Origin of the sequence: Pseudoxanthomonas yeongjuensis, assembly GCF_010093345.1 — a bacterium.
Classification (GTDB): domain Bacteria; phylum Pseudomonadota; class Gammaproteobacteria; order Xanthomonadales; family Xanthomonadaceae; genus Pseudoxanthomonas_A; species Pseudoxanthomonas_A yeongjuensis.
Genome location: NZ_PDWT01000002.1, coordinates 426,752 through 445,874 on the forward strand (window position 1 = coordinate 426,752; position 19,123 = coordinate 445,874).

Annotated in this window: 16 protein-coding genes; 8 read left to right on the top strand and 8 right to left on the bottom strand. The window is 66.4% G+C overall.

Going from position 1 to position 19,123, the window contains the following annotated elements; all coding sequences use genetic code 11:
* Nucleotides 1-201: 201 nt before the first annotated feature.
* Together cydC and cydD are read right to left on the bottom strand one after the other, a co-directional pair.
* Complete coding sequence (gene cydC, locus CSC74_RS09080) at nt 202-1,860, bottom strand: thiol reductant ABC exporter subunit CydC (RefSeq protein WP_162314117.1); 1,659 nt, start codon at nt 1,858-1,860, stop codon at nt 202-204.
* Nucleotides 1,857-3,695, bottom strand: coding sequence for a thiol reductant ABC exporter subunit CydD (gene cydD, locus CSC74_RS09085; protein WP_162314118.1), 1,839 nt, complete (start codon nt 3,693-3,695; stop codon nt 1,857-1,859). Before cydD ends, cydC begins: the two co-directional genes overlap by 4 nt.
* Before the next feature lie 120 nt (nt 3,696-3,815).
* Between cydD and CSC74_RS09090 the strand changes: the two genes are divergently transcribed.
* Genes CSC74_RS09090 through cydX form a run of 3 tightly spaced genes read left to right on the top strand, consistent with a single transcriptional unit; the run spans nt 3,816 to nt 6,728 of the window.
* Complete coding sequence (locus tag CSC74_RS09090) at nt 3,816-5,402, top strand: cytochrome ubiquinol oxidase subunit I (protein ID WP_162314119.1); 1,587 nt, start codon at nt 3,816-3,818, stop codon at nt 5,400-5,402.
* Nucleotides 5,403-5,414: 12 nt separating this feature from the next.
* The gene (gene cydB, locus CSC74_RS09095) at nt 5,415-6,563 is read left to right on the top strand and encodes a cytochrome d ubiquinol oxidase subunit II (protein ID WP_162314120.1); all 1,149 of its coding nucleotides are present in this window, start codon (nt 5,415-5,417) and stop codon (nt 6,561-6,563) included.
* 9 nt (nt 6,564-6,572) lie between these two features.
* Nucleotides 6,573-6,728: a cytochrome bd-I oxidase subunit CydX gene (gene cydX, locus CSC74_RS09100; RefSeq protein WP_162314121.1), complete on the top strand. Its 156-nt coding sequence runs from the start codon at nt 6,573-6,575 to the stop codon at nt 6,726-6,728.
* A gap of 109 nt (nt 6,729-6,837) precedes the next feature.
* Here cydX and CSC74_RS09105 read toward each other — a convergent pair whose 3' ends face one another.
* Both CSC74_RS09105 and CSC74_RS09110 read right to left on the bottom strand, forming a co-directional pair.
* A complete protein-coding gene (locus CSC74_RS09105) occupies nt 6,838-8,100 on the bottom strand; it encodes a sensor histidine kinase (protein WP_162314122.1) in 1,263 nt (420 codons plus the stop codon).
* Nucleotides 8,090-8,785 (bottom strand): response regulator transcription factor, encoded by a 696-nt coding sequence (locus tag CSC74_RS09110; RefSeq protein ID WP_162314123.1) that lies wholly within the window; start codon nt 8,783-8,785, stop codon nt 8,090-8,092. The genes CSC74_RS09105 and CSC74_RS09110 overlap by 11 nt, the downstream gene beginning before the upstream one ends.
* Nucleotides 8,786-9,034: 249 nt before the next feature.
* On the opposite strand from CSC74_RS09110, the gene CSC74_RS09115 reads away from it, so the two are divergent.
* The 5 genes from CSC74_RS09115 (at nt 9,035) to CSC74_RS09135 (ending at nt 14,467) form a co-directional block, all read left to right on the top strand.
* Entirely contained in the window at nt 9,035-9,775 is a 741-nt protein-coding gene (locus tag CSC74_RS09115) for a glycosyltransferase family 2 protein (protein WP_162314124.1), read from the top strand.
* Between the two features lie 16 nt (nt 9,776-9,791).
* A complete protein-coding gene (locus CSC74_RS09120; protein ID WP_425501446.1) occupies nt 9,792-10,118 on the top strand; it encodes a lipid-A-disaccharide synthase N-terminal domain-containing protein in 327 nt (108 codons plus the stop codon).
* Between the two features lie 69 nt (nt 10,119-10,187).
* Complete coding sequence (locus tag CSC74_RS09125; RefSeq protein WP_162314126.1) at nt 10,188-11,906, top strand: ArnT family glycosyltransferase; 1,719 nt, start codon at nt 10,188-10,190, stop codon at nt 11,904-11,906.
* 219 nt (nt 11,907-12,125) lie between these two features.
* The gene (locus CSC74_RS09130; protein ID WP_425501450.1) at nt 12,126-12,797 is read left to right on the top strand and encodes a phosphatase PAP2 family protein; all 672 of its coding nucleotides are present in this window, start codon (nt 12,126-12,128) and stop codon (nt 12,795-12,797) included.
* A 23-nt stretch (nt 12,798-12,820) separates the two neighbouring features.
* The gene (locus CSC74_RS09135; RefSeq protein WP_246193087.1) at nt 12,821-14,467 is read left to right on the top strand and encodes a phosphoethanolamine transferase; all 1,647 of its coding nucleotides are present in this window, start codon (nt 12,821-12,823) and stop codon (nt 14,465-14,467) included.
* Between the two features lie 62 nt (nt 14,468-14,529).
* On the opposite strand, the gene CSC74_RS09140 is transcribed toward CSC74_RS09135, so the two are convergent.
* From CSC74_RS09140 to CSC74_RS09155, 4 genes are read right to left on the bottom strand one after another with little or no spacing between them, the layout of a single operon-like run.
* Entirely contained in the window at nt 14,530-15,771 is a 1,242-nt protein-coding gene (locus CSC74_RS09140) for a cation:proton antiporter (protein ID WP_162314127.1), read from the bottom strand.
* Nucleotides 15,772-15,776: 5 nt separating this feature from the next.
* Complete coding sequence (locus CSC74_RS09145; protein WP_162314128.1) at nt 15,777-17,294, bottom strand: tryptophan halogenase family protein; 1,518 nt, start codon at nt 17,292-17,294, stop codon at nt 15,777-15,779.
* A 12-nt stretch (nt 17,295-17,306) separates the two neighbouring features.
* A complete protein-coding gene (locus tag CSC74_RS09150; protein ID WP_162314129.1) occupies nt 17,307-18,323 on the bottom strand; it encodes a cupin-like domain-containing protein in 1,017 nt (338 codons plus the stop codon).
* Nucleotides 18,307-19,014, bottom strand: a complete 708-nt coding sequence (locus CSC74_RS09155; protein WP_162314130.1) for a SapC family protein — start codon at nt 19,012-19,014, stop codon at nt 18,307-18,309. Before CSC74_RS09155 ends, CSC74_RS09150 begins: the two co-directional genes overlap by 17 nt.
* Nucleotides 19,015-19,123 lie beyond the last annotated feature (109 nt).

Sequence of the window (19,123 nt, forward strand, 5' to 3'; positions counted from 1 at the left end):
GTTGTCGCAGTGGCACCCATCGGCCGTCATTTGCCGACAGTCATGACCCGGCATTCGTCGATTGAAAACCCCGCGAAGGCGGGAATCGCTCTTGGCACGGATCGCGTCGGGCTATCCGAAGAGCAGGAGCGATTCCCGCCTTCGCGGGAATGACGATCTGCTTTTCCGAGGTTTTCCGAGGTTTATCGAGGTCCCCACAGATCATGGGAGGTTGCCGGGATCCGGCAGCAACCTGCCTTCACTCAAGCGATAACGCGCATGCACCGCACCCACCGGCAGCTCGTCGTGGCTGATCATCAACACGCTGCGCGAACCGCTGGCGGCGGCCAGGTCGCGCAGCAATTCGTGGGCCGTGTCGACATCCAGTCCTTCGGTCGGCTCATCCAGGAGCAATAGCGGCGTTCTCCGCAGCAATGCGCGTGCCAGGGCGATGCGTCGCGACTGGCCCACCGACAAGGTCGCACCGTGCTCGCCGATCCACGCGTCCAGGCCTTCCGGCAGCGCGTGGATCGCGGTTTCCATCTTCACCTGCGACAACGCTTCCCACAGCTGCGCATCGCCGGCATCCGGCGCGCCCATGCGCAGGTTGTCGCGCACGCTGCCGGCGAAGACCGGCGCGTCCTGCGGCAGCCATGCGATGCGATCGTGCCAGTCGGCTTGCCCGAACTCGCGGAGGTCGATGCCGCCATAACGCACCGTGCCGGCTTGCGGATCGCACAGGCGCAAGGCCAGCGCCAGCAACGAACTCTTGCCCGCGCCGCTATCGCCGTACAGGGCGATGCGCTGGCCGGGCTCGATCCGCAGATCCACATGTTGCAGGACGCGGCGCGTTTCTCCGGGCCAGCGGAAAGCGACGCCGCGGAATTCCAGTTCCGCAGTGGCGGGAACCGGTTGCGGAGCGACGGGTTCGCGCACCAGCGGCGTTTGCGTCGTCACCTGACGCAAGCGGCGCTGCGAGGCCAATGCGGCCTGCAACGATTGCCAGGCCAGGCCCACGCCGGCGGCGGCTTCGTAAACCGCCACGGTCATGAAGAACAAGCCTCCCGCCACCGCAGGCGACAGGCGGCCATCGTGCGCGGCGTCCAGCAGCAGCCACAACATGGCCGGCAGCGACACCGCCACGACGGTCGCATGCAGGGCAATGGCGAGCGCGAGGCGGTCCTTGCGTTCGCGTTCGCAGCATGCGGCTTCGCCGCTCGCGCCATCGATGCGCGCGATCCAGTCGGTGGTGGCTTCGAGTGCGGCCAGGTCCGTTGCGCCTTCCAGCCCTTCCAGCACCCTGGTGCGCAACTCCGCGCGCGCCTGCGCCCGGCGTTGTTCGATCCGGTCCGTGCTGGCGCTGATGGCGACGGGAATAACCAGCGACAACAGCAGCAGGACCGCGGCCAGCAACGCGCCCGCGGCCGGCAAGGCCATCGCCGCCACCAGCACAGCGACCAGACCCAGGCCGGCGAAGGCCAGCAGCGGTCCGATCGCCCGCACCAGCAGGCCGTCGACGTTTTCGATATCGGCCAGCAGTCGCGCCAGCAGGTCGCCCACCCGATGCCTTCCCAATCCCAGCGGCGCCAATGGCAAGGTACTGCGGAAGAAGTCCACGCGCAGGTCGCGGGCCAGGCGCAGGGTCACGTCATGGCCGACGAGTTTCTCCGCATAGCGCGAGAGGATGCGGACGAAGGTCAGTCCGCGGATCCCGGCCGAGGGCGCGAAGAAATTGAATCCCAATGCGCCGACGCCGGCCAGTGCGGCCGCGGTCAGGAAATGCCCGGCCACGCCGAGCAGGGCGGTGCCCGCGAGCAAGGTCAGCAGCAACAGCCCGATCGCCAGGGCGATGGATCGGGCATGCGGGCGGAAGACGTTCACGCCGCGTCCCCCGTTTCCACGACGACGCCTGCGGGCAGCCGCAGCGCTTTTCCGGCCATGCGCATCGCAGCGGGACTGTGGGTCGCCAGCACCAGCGTGCGTCCACGTGCGAATCCGGCCAGTGCGGCCAGCAGCGACGCTTCGGTTTCCGGGTCGAGGAAAGCGGTGGGTTCGTCCAGCAACAAGAGTTGCGGATCGCGCAGGAACACGCGGGCCAGGGCGATGCGCCGTGCTTCGCCGCCGGACAGGCCGAAGCCGCGTTCGCCGATCGTCGTTTCGAGTCCTTGCGGCAGGCGCTGCGCGAAACGCATCACTTGCGCGGCTTCGGCGGCGGCGTGAAGTTGTTCGTCGCTGGCCTGCGGATCGGCCAAGCGCAGGTTGTCGGCGATGCTGCCGTGGAACAGGTAGGGGCGCTGCGGGGCGTAGCCGATGCGGATTCCTCGCGGAACGATCAACTGTCCCGCCGCAGCCGGAAGCCAGCCCGCCAGGGCATCGAGCAGGGTGCTCTTGCCGCAACCGCTGGGACCGGCGAGTGCGAGGTGTTCGCCGGCGTGGAGCTCGAAAGAGAGGTTGGTCAGAACGTCGCGATGCGCGTCGAGTGGCCGCAGGGAGACTCCGTCCGCACGAATCAAATCCTCACCCGTCCCCCGAGGAGACTTCCTTCGGGGCGTAGGAGCGGGCCTTGCCCGCGATGCTCTTGCCTCATCGTCGCAAAAAGCATCGCGGGCAAGGGCCGCTCCTACAAAGGCGGCGTCGATCTCGTCCAGCGCGGCCAGCGCATTGGCGCGGTCGTGATAGTGGGTGGCCAGGCGGCGCAGGGGCGCGTAGTACTCCGGCGCCAGCAGCAGGCAGAACACGCCCGCGCCCAGGCTCAACGGGGTGCTGCGCAGATCCAGCATGCCCAGATAGGTCAGGCCCAGGTAGACCGCCACCATGGCCACGCTCAACGAAGCGAAGAATTCCAGCACCGCCGACGACAGGAAGGCGATCCGCAGCACCTTGAGGCTGCGCACGCGCACGTCTTCGGCCGCGGCGCCGATGTTCGCCAGTTCGGCTTCGCCGCGCCCGTACAGGCGGATCACGCCGAGGCCGCGCAGGCGATCGGCGAAATACCCGCCCATCCGCGCCAGCGCCCGCAACTGCCGCCGGCTGGCCGCTTCGGCGCCCCAGCCGACCAGCATCATGAACATCGGAACCAGCGGCAGCGTCAGCAGCAGGATCGTGCCGACCACGCGATCCACGCAGAACGCCGCGACCAGCAGCGCCAGCGGCACCGCGGCCACTTCCGCGCGCGCCAGCAGGTAGCCGCCGAAATAACCCTCCATCGCCTCGGCATGGGTGCCCATCAATTCGGCCAGTTCGCCACTGCGGCGCTGGCGCAGCCACAACGGGCCGCGTTCCAACAGCCGGCGGATCAGCTGCGCGCGCAGCCCCAGGCGGATGGTTTCCACCGCCGTGTCGGCCAAGTGGCGCGACAGCCAGGTCAACGCCGCGCGCAGCAAACCGCATGTCAACAGCAACGCCAGCGCGATGAAGGTGGAACGCGCGTGCGCGTGCGCGTGCGCCACCAGCACCTGTTGCACGGCCCAGGCGATGGCGGCGGCCTGCGCGACCAGCAGCCAACCGGACAGCGCCACGCAAGCGCTGGCCGCGCGCAGGCGTTTGCGCGCGGCATGGCCCAACGCATCCAGGCGCCGGACCCGTTCGCGGCGCAGCGCCGGCGTCTGCGCCGCGGCCGCGGTCACGGCGCCTCTGCGCGTTGCATGGGGGGGAGAAGCGGTGCGCTCAAGGAGAATCCAGATGTTCGCGGAGGGTGAAGCCGCGGGCGCGGGCATTGTAACTATGCGATGCAACGATGCCTGTTCGCGCTGCCCGTGGATGCGGTTCGCACGGCGCCGTGCAATGCGCGGTGGACAGGCGCAAAATACGCGCTATCCCCCCAAGCGATCGACGCCATGCCGGACATGACCGTAGTCGAGTTGTCGCGCTTCCAGTTCGCGCTGACCGCGATGTACCACTTCCTGTTCGTGCCGCTCACCCTGGGCCTGTCCTTCATGATCGCGATCATGGAGAGCGTCTACGTGATGACCGGGCGCGACATCTGGCGGCGCATGACCGTGTTCTGGGGCACGCTGTTCGGGATCAACTTCGCCATGGGCGTGGCCACCGGCATCGTCATGGAATTCCAGTTCGGCATGAACTGGTCGTACTACAGCCACTATGTCGGCGACATCTTCGGCGCGCCGCTGGCCATCGAAGGGCTGATGGCGTTCTTCCTGGAAGCGACGTTCGTCGGCCTGTTCTTCTTCGGCTGGGACAAGCTGTCCCGGGTCAAACACCTGATGGTGACCTGGCTGGTCGCGCTGGGCACCAATTTCTCGGCCTTGTGGATCCTGATCGCCAATGGCTGGATGCAGTATCCGGTCGGCGCGGAATTCAATCCGGCCACCATGCGCATGGAAGTCACCGACTTCATGGCGGTGCTGTTCAATCCGGTCGCCCAGGCCAAGTTCGTGCATACGGTCAGCGCCGGCTACGTGCTGGGCGCGGTGTTCGTGATGTCGATCAGTGCGTTCTACCTGCTGCGCGGCAGGCATGCGGACCTGGCCAAGCGCTCCATGGCGGTGGCCGCGAGCTTCGGCCTGGCCGCGGCGCTGTCGGTGGTGGTGCTGGGCGACGAGAGCGGCTATGTCGCTGGCGAGAACCAGAAGATGAAACTGGCCGCGATCGAGGCGATGTGGGAAACCGAAGCCGCGCCGGCGGGCTTCAACGTCTTCGCCATCCCCGACCAGGCAACCCGCACCAATGGCTACGTCGTGCACGTGCCGTGGGTGATGGGGCTGATCGGCACGCGTTCGTTCAATACGCAGATCCCGGGCATCAACGAGCTGGTCGAGCGTGCCAAGGAACGGATCCGCAACGGCCAGTTCGCCTACGCGGCCCTGCAGCAGTTGCGCGCCGACCGCAGCGACCTGCATGCCAAGGCGATGTTCGACCTGCACTGGCGCGACATGGGTTACGCACTGCTGCTCAAGCGCTACCGCGAGGACATAGGCAACGCGACCGAGCAGGAAATCGCCAAGGCCGCCGCCGATACCATCCCGCGCGTGGCGCCGCTGTTCTGGAGTTTCCGGCTGATGGCCGGGGTGGGCTTCTATTTCATCGCTTTCTTCGCCCTGGCGTTCTGGTTGGCGACGGTGCAGAAGCTGGACAAGTACCGCTGGTTCCTCAAGACCGCGTTGTGGAGCCTGCCGCTGCCGTGGCTGGCGATCGAGGCGGGCTGGCTGATCGCCGAGTACGGACGACAGCCGTGGAGCATCGACGGCGTGCTGCCGACTTTCCTCGCGGCATCGGGCTTGCAGTTGCACCAGGTGATCATTTCGCTGGCCGGGTTCGTGGTGGTCTACACCACGCTGGCGGTGGTGGATGCGTACCTGCTGCGCAAGGTGATCCTGAAGGGGCCCGATGACGTGCCCGGCGGCGAGCGACACCCCGACCAGCAAGGCGCGCCGCTCGCGGCTGCTTCCACGACCATCGCCTGACCGGAGAGCGACATGGATACGATTCCCCTCGACTACGCGACCCTGCGCCTGATCTGGTGGCTGCTGCTGGGCCTGCTGCTGATCGGCTTCGCGGTGATGGACGGCTTCGACCTGGGCGTGGGCACGTTGCTGCCGGCGGTGGCGCGCACCGATTCCGAACGCCGTCTGGTGCTGAACGTGATCGGTCCGGTGTGGGAAGGCAACCAGGTCTGGCTGATCGTGGGTGGGGGTGTGATCTTCGCCGCGTTCCCGGCCTTGTATGCGGTGAGCTTTTCCGGCTTCTACCTGGCGATGTGCCTGATCCTGCTGGCGCTGATCCTGCGTCCGGTGGGTTTCAAGTTCCGCAGCAAGGTCGAGGACAAGCGCTGGCGCGCGGTCTGGGACTGGGCGCTGTTCGTCGGTGGTTTCGTACCGGCGCTGGTGTTCGGCGTGGCCATGGGCAACGTGCTGCTGGGCGCGCCCTTCCACTTCGACGAAACCCTGCGGATCTTCTACACGGGCGGTTTCTTCGCGCTGTTGTCGCCGTTCGCGGTGTTGTGCGGACTGGTCAGCGTGAGCATGCTGGTGATGCATGGCGCGGCCATGCTGGCGATGAAGACCGAAGGCGATGTCGCCACGCGCGCGCGGCGCTACGGTTCGCTGGCGGCGCTGGCCACGGCGGTGTTGTTCGTGCTCGCGGGCGTTTGGGTGGCCAATGGCCTCGCCGGCTACAGCATCGTCGGCGCGATCGATGCGGCGAGCGCCTCCAATCCGCTGGCCAAGCAGGTGATCGCCGCGCCCGGCGCATGGATGGCGAACTATCGCGCCATGCCGTGGACCTGGGTCTTCCCGCTGCTGGGCGTGATCGGCGCGTTGCTCAGTGCGGCGATGCTGCGGATCCGGCGCCCGGGTTCGGCGTTCCTGTGTTCGGCCCTGGCCATCGCCTGCATCATCCTCACCGAAGGCGTGGCGATGTTCCCGTTCCTGCTGCCGTCGTCCACCGATCCCGGTTCCAGCCTGACGGTCTGGGATTCGACTTCCAGCCATCTCACCCTGTTCGTCATGTTGCTGGTCACCTGCCTGTTCCTGCCCCTGGTCATGCTCTACACCAGCTGGGTGTACCGCGTGCTGCGCGGCAAGGTGAGCGCGGAAAGCATCGAACAGAACCATCACTCCTACTGAGGCAAGAGCATGTGGTATTTCTCCTGGATACTCGGCGCCTGCCTGGCCGCGAGCTTCGCGATCCTCAACGGCATGTGGTACGAAATGCGCGAGAACGACCGCACCGCGCGTGAGGCGCGGGAGCAGGAAGCGGAGCGTCTTGCGGAAGCGGGGCGCGGCGATTGACTTGTAGGAGCGGCATCAGCCGCGAGCTTTTGCCCTTATTGCCCTCGCGATTCGAGCAAGAGCTCGCGGCTTACGCCGCTCCCACAATCCCATATTGCCCGCAGCGCCTTCAGCCCAGGCGCAAGGTGGTGCGCGTACCGCGCCCGGGCACCGAGGAAAATTCCAGGCGCCAGCCCAGGTGCTCGCATAGCCGTGAAATAAGATCCAGGCCGATGCCACCGCCATCGCGCCCGCCGCGTGCGACCCGCGCATACAGTTCGCTGATCTCTTCCGGCGACATGCCGTGGCCGGGATCCTCGATCACCAAGGTGGCATCGGCCTGCAGGCGGATGCGGATTTCGCCGCGGTCGCTGTTCTCGATGGCGTTGCGCAGCAGGTTGCCGATCGCCGCCTGGACGATGGCTTCCGGCGCCACGATCTCGCAGGACGGCATCGGCTCCAGGACCAGGGTCAGGCCCTTGTCCTGGGTCAGGTGGCGATGGTCCTCGACGATGCCGGGCAGCAGCTGGTCCAGGGCGACGCGTTCGCTGGCCGCGCCCAGTCGCGATGGATCCTTGACCAGGACCAGCAGCAGCGAGATCAGTTGTTCGACGTTGCGCGCGGTGCGGTGGATGCGCAGCACCTGGTTGCGGGTGGCGGTCGGCATGTCCGGCTGCCCGAGCGCCAGCTCGGCCGCACCGGCGATCACCGCGATGGGGGTGCGCAATTCATGGCTCGAGGTCGCGATGAAGGCGTGCTCGCGCTCCACGAAATTCTCGTTGCGCTTCAAATAGTCGTTGAAGGCGTCGGCGATGACCAACATTTCCGAACTCGCCCTGGCGTCGACGAAGACGCTTTGGCCCGCCTTGTCCGGCTGCAAGCCGGCGATCTGCCGGGCCATCAGGGCCAACGGCTCGATCACCCGTCCCAATCCCCACATCACCAGCAAGGCAAGCACCACGATCACACCGACGATGATGACGACCGCGCTTCCGGTGATCTTTTCTTCCACGCCTTCGAATTCGGTCAGGTCCAGCGCAAGCGCCACCTGCTTGCCGTCTATCTGGTCCACCAGCACGGCGCTCTGCTTGCCGTCGATGAGCACGTCGTCGTGCAGACCGGGTTTGCGCCTGGCGATGAAGGCGGGCACCGGCGGCGCGCCGCCGGCACCGAACAGGCGCAGGGTATCGGTGTCGTTCCAGAGGGAGTCCGGTTGGGATTCGTTGCGCTGACGGAAATAATCCAGTTCCGAATGCAGCAACGACTTCCAGGCCAGGTGCTCCACGTGTTCGTGGATCGATGCGCCGGCGATGGTGACCACGGCCGACAGCAGCACCGCATAGAGCATCAGCCAGTAGAGGATGCGGCGCTTGAGTCCGGTGTTACGGCGCATGGTCCCCGTCCTTGATCGCAGCCAGCCGATAGCCGACGCGCGGCAGGGTGTGGATGAGTTTGACCGGGAACGGGCCGTCGACGCTGCGCCGCAACTCGTAGACGTGCGAACGCAGCATGTCGCCATCCGGCGGGTCGTCGCCCCAGAGGACGTGTTCGAGCCGTTGCCGGGGCACGGCCGCGGGGCTGGCCTGCATCAGGGTTTCCAGCAGTTTGCGGCAGGCCGGATACAGGTGCAGGAGTTGTCCGCCGCGGCTGGCCTCCAGCGTGGACAGGTCCAGGCGCAGGTCCTCGACTTCCAGGACCCGGCTGCGGCTCCTGCCGCCCGCGCGGGCCAGCAACGCCTCGATGCGGACTTCCAGTTCCGGCAGGGCGAACGGCTTGGTCAGGTAGTCGTCGGCGCCGGCGCGGAAGCCGGCGATCTTGTCGGGCAGTTCGTCGCGGGCGGTCAGCATGATCACCGGCACGCCGGAGTCCTGTTTCTCGCGCAGTCGGCGCAGCACTTCCTGGCCATCCATCCGCGGCAGCATCCAGTCCAGCACGACCACGTCGTAGGACTGGGTGGCGGCCAGGTGCAGGCCGGTGATTCCATCGGGCGCGGCGTCCAGGGTGTGGCCACGCGCCTCGAAATATTCGAAGAGGTTGGCGACCAGGTTCTGGTTGTCTTCGATCACTAAAAGCCGCATGGGGGATGTTTTCCGGTGGGTGTGAGGGTGCCGACGGTGCCTTTGGACCGGGGTGGATCGTCGCATGATTGGAGGTGCCCGGCAGTACTGGATTCCGGTCTTCATCCAGTGGTAACTTCGTTTCGACATTCTTGCGACGTCCTCGCCACGAGGATCGACCACGACCCGTCGGATGCAGGAAACCGGAGTTGCATCCGCGGTCGAAGATCTCCACGACAGGCCGTTCGCGACCCAGACTTCCTGATCCCCATGACCGAAGCCCAGAGACCCCTGTCGCCGGAAATTTCCGTCGTCGTCCCGGTGTTCAACGAAGAAGGCAACATCGCTCCGATGGTTCGGGAAATCGCCGCCGTCCTGCGCGGACGGATCGCCTTCGAGATCGTGTACGTCGACGACGCTTCCGTGGACGGAAGCCTGCGCGCGCTGACTGCGCTCAAGGCCGGGTTCCCCGAGCTGCGCGTGTTGCGGCACTCCCGGCGCAGCGGCCAGAGCACGGCCATCCATAGCGGGGTCGAAGCGGCGCGCGCGGGCTGGATCGCGACCCTGGATGGAGACGGGCAGAACGACCCGGCCGATATCCCCGGATTGCTGGAGGCGCGGTCCGTGGCGGCACCGGATACGAAACTGTTCGCCGGTTGGCGCGTGGATCGCAAGGACGACGCGGGCAAGCGCTGGGCCTCGCGCGCGGCCAATGCGATCCGGTCGCGGCTGTTGCGCGACGATACCCCCGACACCGGCTGCGGGATCAAGCTGTTCGAGCGCAAGGCGTTCCTGGCCTTGCCTTATTTCGACCACATGCATCGCTACCTGCCCGCGTTGATGCAGCGTGCCGGCTGGAGGACGGTCAGCATCCCGGTCCACCACCGCGCGCGTTCGTCCGGCGTTTCGAAGTACAACAACCTGCACCGCGCCTGGGTCGGGTTGCGCGACCTGCGCGGCGTCGCCTGGCTGATCAGCCGGAGCAAGCTCACCGGCGTGGAAGAACTGTGAGGCCCACATGCATCCGATGAACCAGGAAATTCTGTGGCTGGGCTGGACCGGCGTGCACATGACCCCGTGGAAGCTGATCGGCTTGCTGGGCGCGTTGATGTTCGGGGCCCGGTGGTTCGTGCAGTTCTTCGCTTCGCGCCGCGCGCGCAAGCCGGTGATCCCGCGGATGTTCTGGTACATGAGCATCGTCGGCAGCCTGATGACCCTCAGCTACTTCATGTTCTCGGCCAAGCAGGATTCCGTCGGCGTGGTGCAGAACCTGTTCCCCGCGTTCACCGCGCTCTACAGCCTTTACCTGGACATCCAGCATCGGGGCTGGCGCCGCGACCGTGGAGCGGACTGAAGCCATGCGTGCGCCATCGCTCGCGCTCCATGTCTGCCCGCATTGCGGATCGAAGGACTGCACGCGACCATGACCCCGTCTCCACGTTTCCGCGCCGATTCCACCCTGTGCGCCTTGCTGGCCGCGCTGATCGTCTTCAGCCTGCTCGCCGGCCTGGGGATGCGCGAACCCTCGCCGCCGGACGAGCCGCGGTTCGCACTGGCGGCCAGGGACATGGTCGCCACCGGCCAGTGGATGTTCCCGCATCGTGGCGTGGAGTTCTATGCCGAGAAACCCGCGGTCTTCATGTGGATGCAGGCGGCGGCCTACGAAGCGGCCGGCAACTGGCGGGTCGCCTTCCTGTTGCCCTCGCTGCTGGCCGGACTGGCGACGCTGTGGCTGACCTGGGACCTGGCGCGGCGGTTGTGGAACCGGCGCATCGCCGGTTACGCGGTGCTGGCGCTGTTCGTCTGCCTGCAGTTCGGGCTGCAGGCCAAGCGTGGGCAGATCGACATGGTCCTGGTGGCCATGACCACGCTGTCGTTGTGGGGAATGTTGCGGCACCTGCTGCTGGGGCCGGACCGGAAGATGCTGTGGCTGGGCATGTTCGCCGCGGGCCTGGGGACGGTTACCAAGGGCGTGGGTTTCCTGCCGCTGCTGATACTGCTGCCATGGGCCGCGTGGCGATGGAAGACCGGATCGCGCACCGGCGACGGTTCCGCGACCGGCGTCGGGAACTGGTTGCTCGGCGTGCTGTGCTTCATCGCCGGCGCCGGCGTCTGGTTGTTGCCGATGCTGCTGGCGGTCTACGCGCGCCACGATCCTGCGGCGCAGGCCTATGCCGACGAAATCCTTTTCCGGCAGACCGGCACCCGTTACGCCAATGCCTGGCATCACGTGCAGCCGGCCTGGTATTACCTGCAGGTCATGTTCACGCTGTGGCTGCCGGGGTCGCTGTTGTTGCCCTGGCTGTTGCCTGCGTGGTGGCGCCGGATTCGCCGCGGCGATCCGCGTTTCTGGCTGCTGCTCGGCTGGGTCGCGCTGGTTTTGATTTTCTTCACCGCAAGTCCGGGCAAGCGCGAGGTCTACATCTTCCCGGCCCTGCCTGCCTTGTGCATCGCCGCGGCGCCGATGTTGCGGGGACTGCTGCGGCGCAGTGGCGTGCGCTGGACCTTGTTCGCCTATCTGGCCGGTCTGGCGCTGCTGGCCTGCGGCGCCTCGCTGTCGGGCTTGCTGGGCGCGAGCCCTTGGGCCGAGCACCAGGCGGCGCGGCGCGGCATGGAAGCGCAGACCGTGCAGGCCCTGTTGTCGTGGACGCTGGCCTTCGGCGCGGCCGTCCTTGGTTTGCTGTTCTGGTTGCGGCCGCGCCGCATCGGCCTGGCGCTGGTGCTCGCCACCGCCAGCCTGTGGCTGGTCTATGGCATCGGCCTGGCGCCCGCGCTCGACGCCGACAGTTCGTCGAGCAGGCTGATGCGGGCCGTGGGCAAGCGCATAGGGCCCGATGCGCAACTCGGTATGGTGGCCTGGCGCGAACAGAATCTGTTGCAGAGCGATCGTCCGACGATCGATTTCGGATTCAAGCAGCCCTGGGATGCGCAGTGGAACGAGGCGGGAAAGTGGCTGTCCCGTGATCCGGGACGCAGGTGGATATTCGTCCTCGACCAGGCCTTGAGTCCGTGCGTGGAAGCCTCCGGCGTCATCGATATCGGTCAGTCCAACCGCAACCGATGGCTGCTGGTGCCGGGCACGGCGTGGAAACCCGGGTGCACGACGCCTGTGTTCAGCAAGCAGGACGACAATCCGGATTGAACCGCTCGTGACCGGCCGAGTGCCGGCAGGCCGCTTTAACGGGCAGCGAACGGCGCTCCGACGTGTCTCCGACAGCGCGGCAACAATCATCGCGGCACCGGATTCCAGTGCGTGCGAATGCAATTCATCCCCGACCCTCCAGGCCCGTCCTTGCCGAACGACGGCCTCTCCTCCTGGGTTTCCCGGCTGGAATCGCGCTTCTATCGCTGGCATCTGTGGATGCCGCTGGGCGCTTTCGTAGTCGCGTCCCTGGTGCTGATGGTCTTGCATGGCGACCAGTGGCTGGCCGACCGCCTGTATGCGATGGAAGGGCACCAGTGGGCCTTGCAGAACGCCTATGTCGCCCAGGACCTTCTGCATGCCGCGGGGCGCCAGGCCAGCAAGGACGCATGGTTCGCGCTGGTGCCGGTGCTGGCGATTTCCCTGTGCGTGCCGAGGATGCGCCAATGGCGGCGACCGCTGGTCTATCTGTTGCTGGCATCGCTGCTTTCCACCGCGGTGGTCGCCCTGCTGAAGCGCTGGACCGACATGGACTGCCCGTGGGACCTGCTGCGCTACGGTGGCGACAAGGTCTACCACGGCCTGCTCATGCATCGTCCTTCGGGAATGGCGCACGGCACCTGTTTTCCCGCCGGCCATGCCAGCGCCGGCTATGGCTGGATCGCGTTGTATTTCTTCTTCCTCGCCACGCGTCCTGCGTGGCGCTGGTGGGGCCTGGGTTTCGCGCTGGGCGTTGGCCTGGTCTTCGGCATCACCCAGCAATTGCGCGGCGCGCATTTCCTTTCCCATGACGTGTGGGCGTTGATGATCTGCTGGTCGACCGCCTTGCTGCTTTACCGGCTGATGCTTGCGCGGCATGCCAACGATCAAACCCGGGGTGCGCTGGCATGAGTGCTCCGGCGATGGCGGGCGCAATGCCTGCGAAAGCGGCCGCCGCCACCACGACTTGGTGGCAGTGGCGTCCGCAGATCAGCGGCGAAAGCCTGGTGCTGTTGTCCGCCCTGTATTTCTCCTTGTTCAGCAATGGCGCGTTCTGGCATGCGGCCATCGCCCATCCGTTGGCGCAATGGCGATTCGTGCTGTCGCTGTTCCTGGTGGTGACCGCGCTGCATGCCCTGTTGCTGGGACTGGTGACCAATCGCTGGATCGCCAAGCCACTGCTGACGGCGCTGCTGCTGGCGACCGCGGTCGCCAGCCATTACATGAGCGCGTACGGGGTGTACCTGGATGCGGACATGCTGCGCAACGTGCTGCACACCGACAGCAAGGAGTCGGGCGAACTGCTGTCCCCGAGGCTGCTGATCCCGCTGGCCTGGAGCCTGCTGCCGATCGTGCTGCTCTGGCGGGTCCGCCTGCGCCGCCGCCGCTGGCCGCGTGCCCTGGCCGCGCGCGCGGGTTTCCTGCTGGCGATGGCCCTGGTCGCGGCTTGCGGGGTGATGCTGTCTTCGCAGGACTTCTCCACCCTGTTCCGCAGCCAGCGCGAAGTGCGTTACCTGGTCGCCCCGGCCAACTACGTGGTCTCGCTGTCCAATGTGTTGCTGTCCTCGCCGCCGGGTCCGAAAAAAGCGCTGTTGCCGATAGGGCTGGATGCGCGGCAGGCGCATGAAACCGGCAAGCCGCGCCTGCTGCTGCTGGTGGTGGGTGAAACCGCGCGCGCCCGGAATTGGGGCCTGAACGGTTACGCCCGCCAGACCACGCCGGAACTCGCGCGGATCCCGGGACTGATCAACTTCCCGCAGGTGACCGCCTGCGGCAGCAGCACCGAAGTGTCGCTGCCGTGCATGTTCTCGCCGTATGGCCGCCGCGACTACGATGAAGGTAGGATCCGCGACCATCAATCGCTGCTGCACGTGCTGGACCATGCCGGCATCGCCACCCTGTGGCGCGACAACCAGTCCGGTTGCAAGGGCGTATGCGACAAGCTTCCGATCGAGCGCCTGGACGACGCCAGGGATACGGAGCTGTGCAACGGCAAGCGCTGCCTGGATGGGATCCTGCTCAAGGGCCTGCAGGCGCAGCTGTCGCCGGTGAAAGGCGATCGTGTGGTGGTGCTGCATCAACTGGGCAACCACGGCCCCAATTATTTCGAACGCTATCCACCGGCGTTCAAGCGCTTCACGCCCACCTGCGACAATCCGGAACTGGGCCGGTGCGAGCGCGAGCACATCGTCAACGCCTATGACAACGCGCTGCTGTACACCGACCACGTGCTGGCCCAGGCCATCGGCTTCCTGCGGCAGCAGACCGCATACGACACCGCGTTGATCTATGTTTCCGACCATGGCGAGTCGCTGGGCGAGAAAGGCCTGTTCCTGCACGGAGTGCCTTACGCCATCGCACCCCAGGAACAGACCCGCGTGCCGATGGTGATGTGGTTCTCGCCGGGTTTCATCGGCGATTCGGGATTGGATCTGGACTGCCTGCGTCGACGGGCCGCGCAGCCCGCGAGCCACGACAACCTGTTCCCCTCGGTGCTGGGTCTGTTGCAGGTGCGCACCGAGGTTTATCGACCTGCCGACGACCTGTTCGCGGCCTGTCGGGCGCCAGCCTGGACCGGGTGATGCCGCAAGCATGAAAGCCCCCGCATGTGGGGGCTTTCATGCGCGTTGCGAAGCATCGCCGGTTACACCGGCTGGCTTTCCGACTGCGGCTGGTCGAGCGGGCGCCTGAGCAGGAAACGGAAGAACGGCCCGGTGAGCAGCGTGGATAGCACGGCAAGCGTGACCAGGGCGGCGAAAGCGTGTTCGGACAGCAGCCCCTTGTCGCGCAGGATGGCGGCGGCCACGATTTCCATCAGTCCCTTGCATTGCAGCAGCGCGCCTATCGACAGGGCTTCGCGCCTGGACAAGTTGGACGTCGGCGGACAGATCAGCACCGCCGCGAGCTTGGCGACGACCGATACCGCCAGCAATGCAAGCGACGCCTGCAGCGATGCCCAGCCGAGTACGTCGCCATCGATCTTCAGGCCGCTGTGGCCGAAGAACAGCGGGGCCAGGCCGAGCAAGGCGAAGCGGCCGATGCGTTCGACCGGCAACTGCCGGGTCCATGTCGGCGGCAGCATCGCCCCGGCGAAATAGGCGCCGAGCAGGGCATGCAGCCCGAGTCGCGAGCTGGCCCAGGAACCGGCGACCAGATAGACCGGCAGCGCCAACCAGATCGCCCAGCGTGGCGGCACCAGGTTCCTGCGACGGCTTGTCGCGCCCACTGCGACCAGCGCCACCGGCACGGCCAGGGCCAGCATTTGCAGCGGCGATCCGCTGGACAGAGTGGCATCGCCGCTGGCGAACAGCAGCAAGGCCAACCCGATCCACAGCACCGCATCGTCGAACACGGCGATGCGCACGGCCATCTGGGTCAGCGGACGATGCAAGGGACCCAGCTCGCGCACGATGCCGATCAATACCGGCAAGGCGCTGACCGCGATGCACAGGCCGAGGGCGATCGCGCCCAGCGCACGGTCGCCGTTCGGCGCGGTCCAGTCCGGCAGCATCGAAAAATAATGATAGGCCGCCAGGGCGCCAACGACGAACGGCAGCAATAGCGCAAGCGCCGCGCTGGCGACGAACTGGAATACCGCGCCACGCGATGCGACCGGCAAGCCGGAGGACGAGCGGATGTGCGCGGACTGGCGCGTTTCCAGGCCGGCGGCGAAAGCCAGCAGCAGCACGCCGGCCCAGCCGATGCCATCGCCGATGACCGAAGGCACGCCCAGCGAGGCCGGCAACCAACCGGTGGCCGCCAGCACCAGGCCGATGATGATCGGTATCACCGCGATGGGGATGGAACGGCCCAGCAGGCGCCACAGGCCCCAGGCCAGCAGGAGGAAGATCAGCGCGTCGGCGGTGGTGGCGAGGAGCGTATGCATGCGGGTCAGCGCGAGGGCGCTGGGGCAGGGCAATAGCTTCGCAGGTAATCCATGTGCGCCGGCAACTGGCGCACGGTGCTGTCGACGTTGCTGCGGATATCAGCGAGGAATCGGGCAAGTTCCGTCTCGCTCATCACGTCGGCGACCGGATGGTGCCGCTGGGGCATGATTCCCTGCCCCAGCAGGACTTCGATCCAGGAATTCTCGGCGAACAGTTCCAGCGGCACATGGAACACGCTGCCGGTCTCGCGGAACAGCTCGATGCGATGCCGCAGCGAGGGCGGGATGTCCATGCCGCCGACGGTGCGCCAGTAGGGCGTATCCCTGCGGTTGGTCAGGTGGTAGTGCATGACCACGAAATCCCGCACGTGCTGGATCTCGGAGTCCAGCCTGGCGTTGTATTCGTCGATGCCGGACTGGGTGATGACTTCCGGGAAGGTTTGCAGCAGGCGGGTGATGCCGCGTTGGATCAAGTGGATGGTGGTCGATTCCAGCGGCTCGATGAAACTGCCGGCGAGGCCCAGGGCGATGCAGTTCTTGCTCCAGCACTGGAGCCTCTGTCCCGGACGGAAACGGACCGGCCACGGATCCTTGATCACCTCGCCTTCGAGGCTGGACAGGAATTCCTGCTTGGCCTCGTCGTCGCTGGTGTAGCGGCTCGAATAGACGATGCCGTTGCCGACCCGATGCTGCAGCGGGATGCGCCATTGCCAGCCGGCCTTGCCCGCGATCGCGCGAGTGTAGGGCACCGCGTCGCGGACCGCGGTGGTCTGGGCGGCGATGGCGCTGTCGTTGAGCAGCCAGTGCGACCAGTCGGCGAAACCGACGTTGAGGGTCTTGCCGATCAGCAATGCGCGGAAGCCGGTGCAGTCGATGAACAGGTCGCCTTCGATCACGTCGCCACTTTCGAGCTTCAGCGAGGTGATGTAACCGGATTCGTGGTCGGTGACTACTTCGGCGATCTTGCCCTCGATGCGCTGCGCGCCATAGCCCTCGCTGAATCTGCGCAGGAACTTCGCATACAGGCTGGCGTCCATGTGGTACGCGTAGTTCATGCCGCTGCGTGGCAGGTGCGCGAACTTGTGCTCGTGCGCGGCCCGGTGTTCGACGCAATAGTCGCCGTAGTCGCCCTCGATGCCGAGTGCGCGCCCCCTGAGCCAGAAATGCTGGAACCCCGCCATCCAGTGGTCCTTGCCGCTGGCTCCGAACGGATGGATGTAACGATGGCCGATATCGAGCCAGTTCTCGAAGGAGATGCCGAGCTTGATCGTGGCCTGCGCTGCGGCCATGAATTCCTGCTCGTTGATTTCCAGCAGACGATGGAAGGTCACCAGTGTCGGGATGGTCGCCTCGCCGACACCGACCGTGCCGATCTCTTCGGATTCGACCAGCTTGATGTCGAGCACCTTGCCGAGCATCCGCGACAGCGCGGCCGCGGCCATCCAGCCCGCGGTGCCGCCGCCGGCGATGACCACGCGCTTGATGGGCCTTTGCTTGATGTCGGGCGGATCGTTGTTCGGCACGGAATCTCTCCTTCAGCGGTTCAATCGTTGCAGCAATCGTGCGCGCAACTCCCGCGCCCTGGTTTCTTCGAGTGGCGAGAGCACGCGGCGTGCGCTTTCGGGGATGTGGCCGGCGGTGGCCTCGTCGGCTTCGAAGACGTAATGGCGGAATACGTCCTGCCAGATCGCGCGTTGGTCCGGTGGCAGGTCGCGCACGGTCATGATCGCGAGCATCAGCGCATTCATCGGCGTATCCATCCACGCCGGGCTCTGCCGCCACCAGTAATTGACCAGCACGTTGAAACCTTCCAGCGCCTCGATGTGGTGCCACCACATGCTCGGGATGAATACCGCATCGCCGGGCTCGAGTTCCGCGACCTGCGCATACCGCATCGCCTCGGCGAAGTCCGGGAACCTGTCGGGATCGGGCGCGGAGAAATCGACCAGGCTGATGGCCTGGCCGGCGGGGGTGAAATCGAGCGGACCGATGTAGAGATTGGCCAGTTGGTCGGGCGGGAACAGGGTGACGCGGCGACGGCCGGCGACTACGCAGGCGAGGTTGTCGGGGACATCCTGGTGCGCGGCGATGCGCGTGCGGTTGCCGATCCAGATACTGGCCAGCGGATTCTTCCCGTCGAGGGCGAGATCGTTCTCCGCACGGAAGCCGGGCAGCCAGGTGTCGAGGGTGGTGGAGCCGATATAGATCGCCGGCGGCGCCTCGTCGGACAGGTATTTCAACAGCGTGTCCAGCGCCACGCCGAGCGGGATCTGTTCCTGGCGGAAATTGAATCCGCTCAGGTCGTCGTTGTAGAAGAAGCGGCCGTCGATCTCGGGAGGGCCGACCGTGGCGATCACCGGCGCGCGCTGCGCGTCGAAGCGTCGCAGGTAGGCGACGGCATCGGTTGCCGTCGCCCGTCCGGCCTGTACGGCGGGCCAGTGCCCGACCAGGTCCCGGAGTACCACGGGTTGCGTCGACCGCAGCAACTCGTCGGGCAGGGCCTGCGGATGCAGGCCGGCGATTTCCTTGATTGGCCTAGCGACCGGCGGCATGGGCCCGGTTCATCCGCTCGATCAGGTCGCGGAAATGCGACAGCGAGGCGATCGCCATGTAGATCGGCTCCAGGTATCCGGCGCGATGCAGTTGCTCGAGTGTGGTGCCGTCGAGCGCGCGCAGGCGATCCTCATGGATGGTGTGGAACCCGGCCAGTCGGTTCTGCGAACCATCGTCGAGCTGGATGTCAAGCACGAACGATTCCAGCAGTTCGTGCCGCCGCAGCGCATCGATGAACGCAGGCGTGTCCTCCAGCCCCTGATGGAGCGCGAGCAGGACCGAGTTGATGCGCTCGAGATAATCCGTGGTGCCGCCATGCTCGCGGAATACCGGCTCGCCGGTATCCGTGCGGGCCCTGGGGTCGTCGAGGTCGACATGGACCAGCAACTCGTCGCCGGAAACACCGATCAGGAAGGGACGCCGCTCGATAGCCAGCGGCAGGTAGGCCGCATCCCAACGCCCGTTCTCCAGGAACAGGTTGGATCCTTCGCGAAGACCGAACAACACGACCGGCTGGAACCCGCCTTCGGCCGTTTTGCGGAAGACGATGGGGTAGTGCGCCTGCGCATTGCGGAACTCTGCCGGGAACGTCGGCGCGAACATCACGGCGTCGCCCAGCGCGGCGTTGCGGCCGGTATCTATCCGCAGGTCCTTGTGGTCGATGTTGTTCAGCAGGACGTGGTTTGGCATGCAGCGGTGGGCCTTGAGCTCCGGATACGGACATGGTGCCAAAAAGAAGAAGCCGCTGTCGCCAGCGGCCTTTGCTGCCGCGCGACCCGTGGGTCGCGCGGCCATGCTG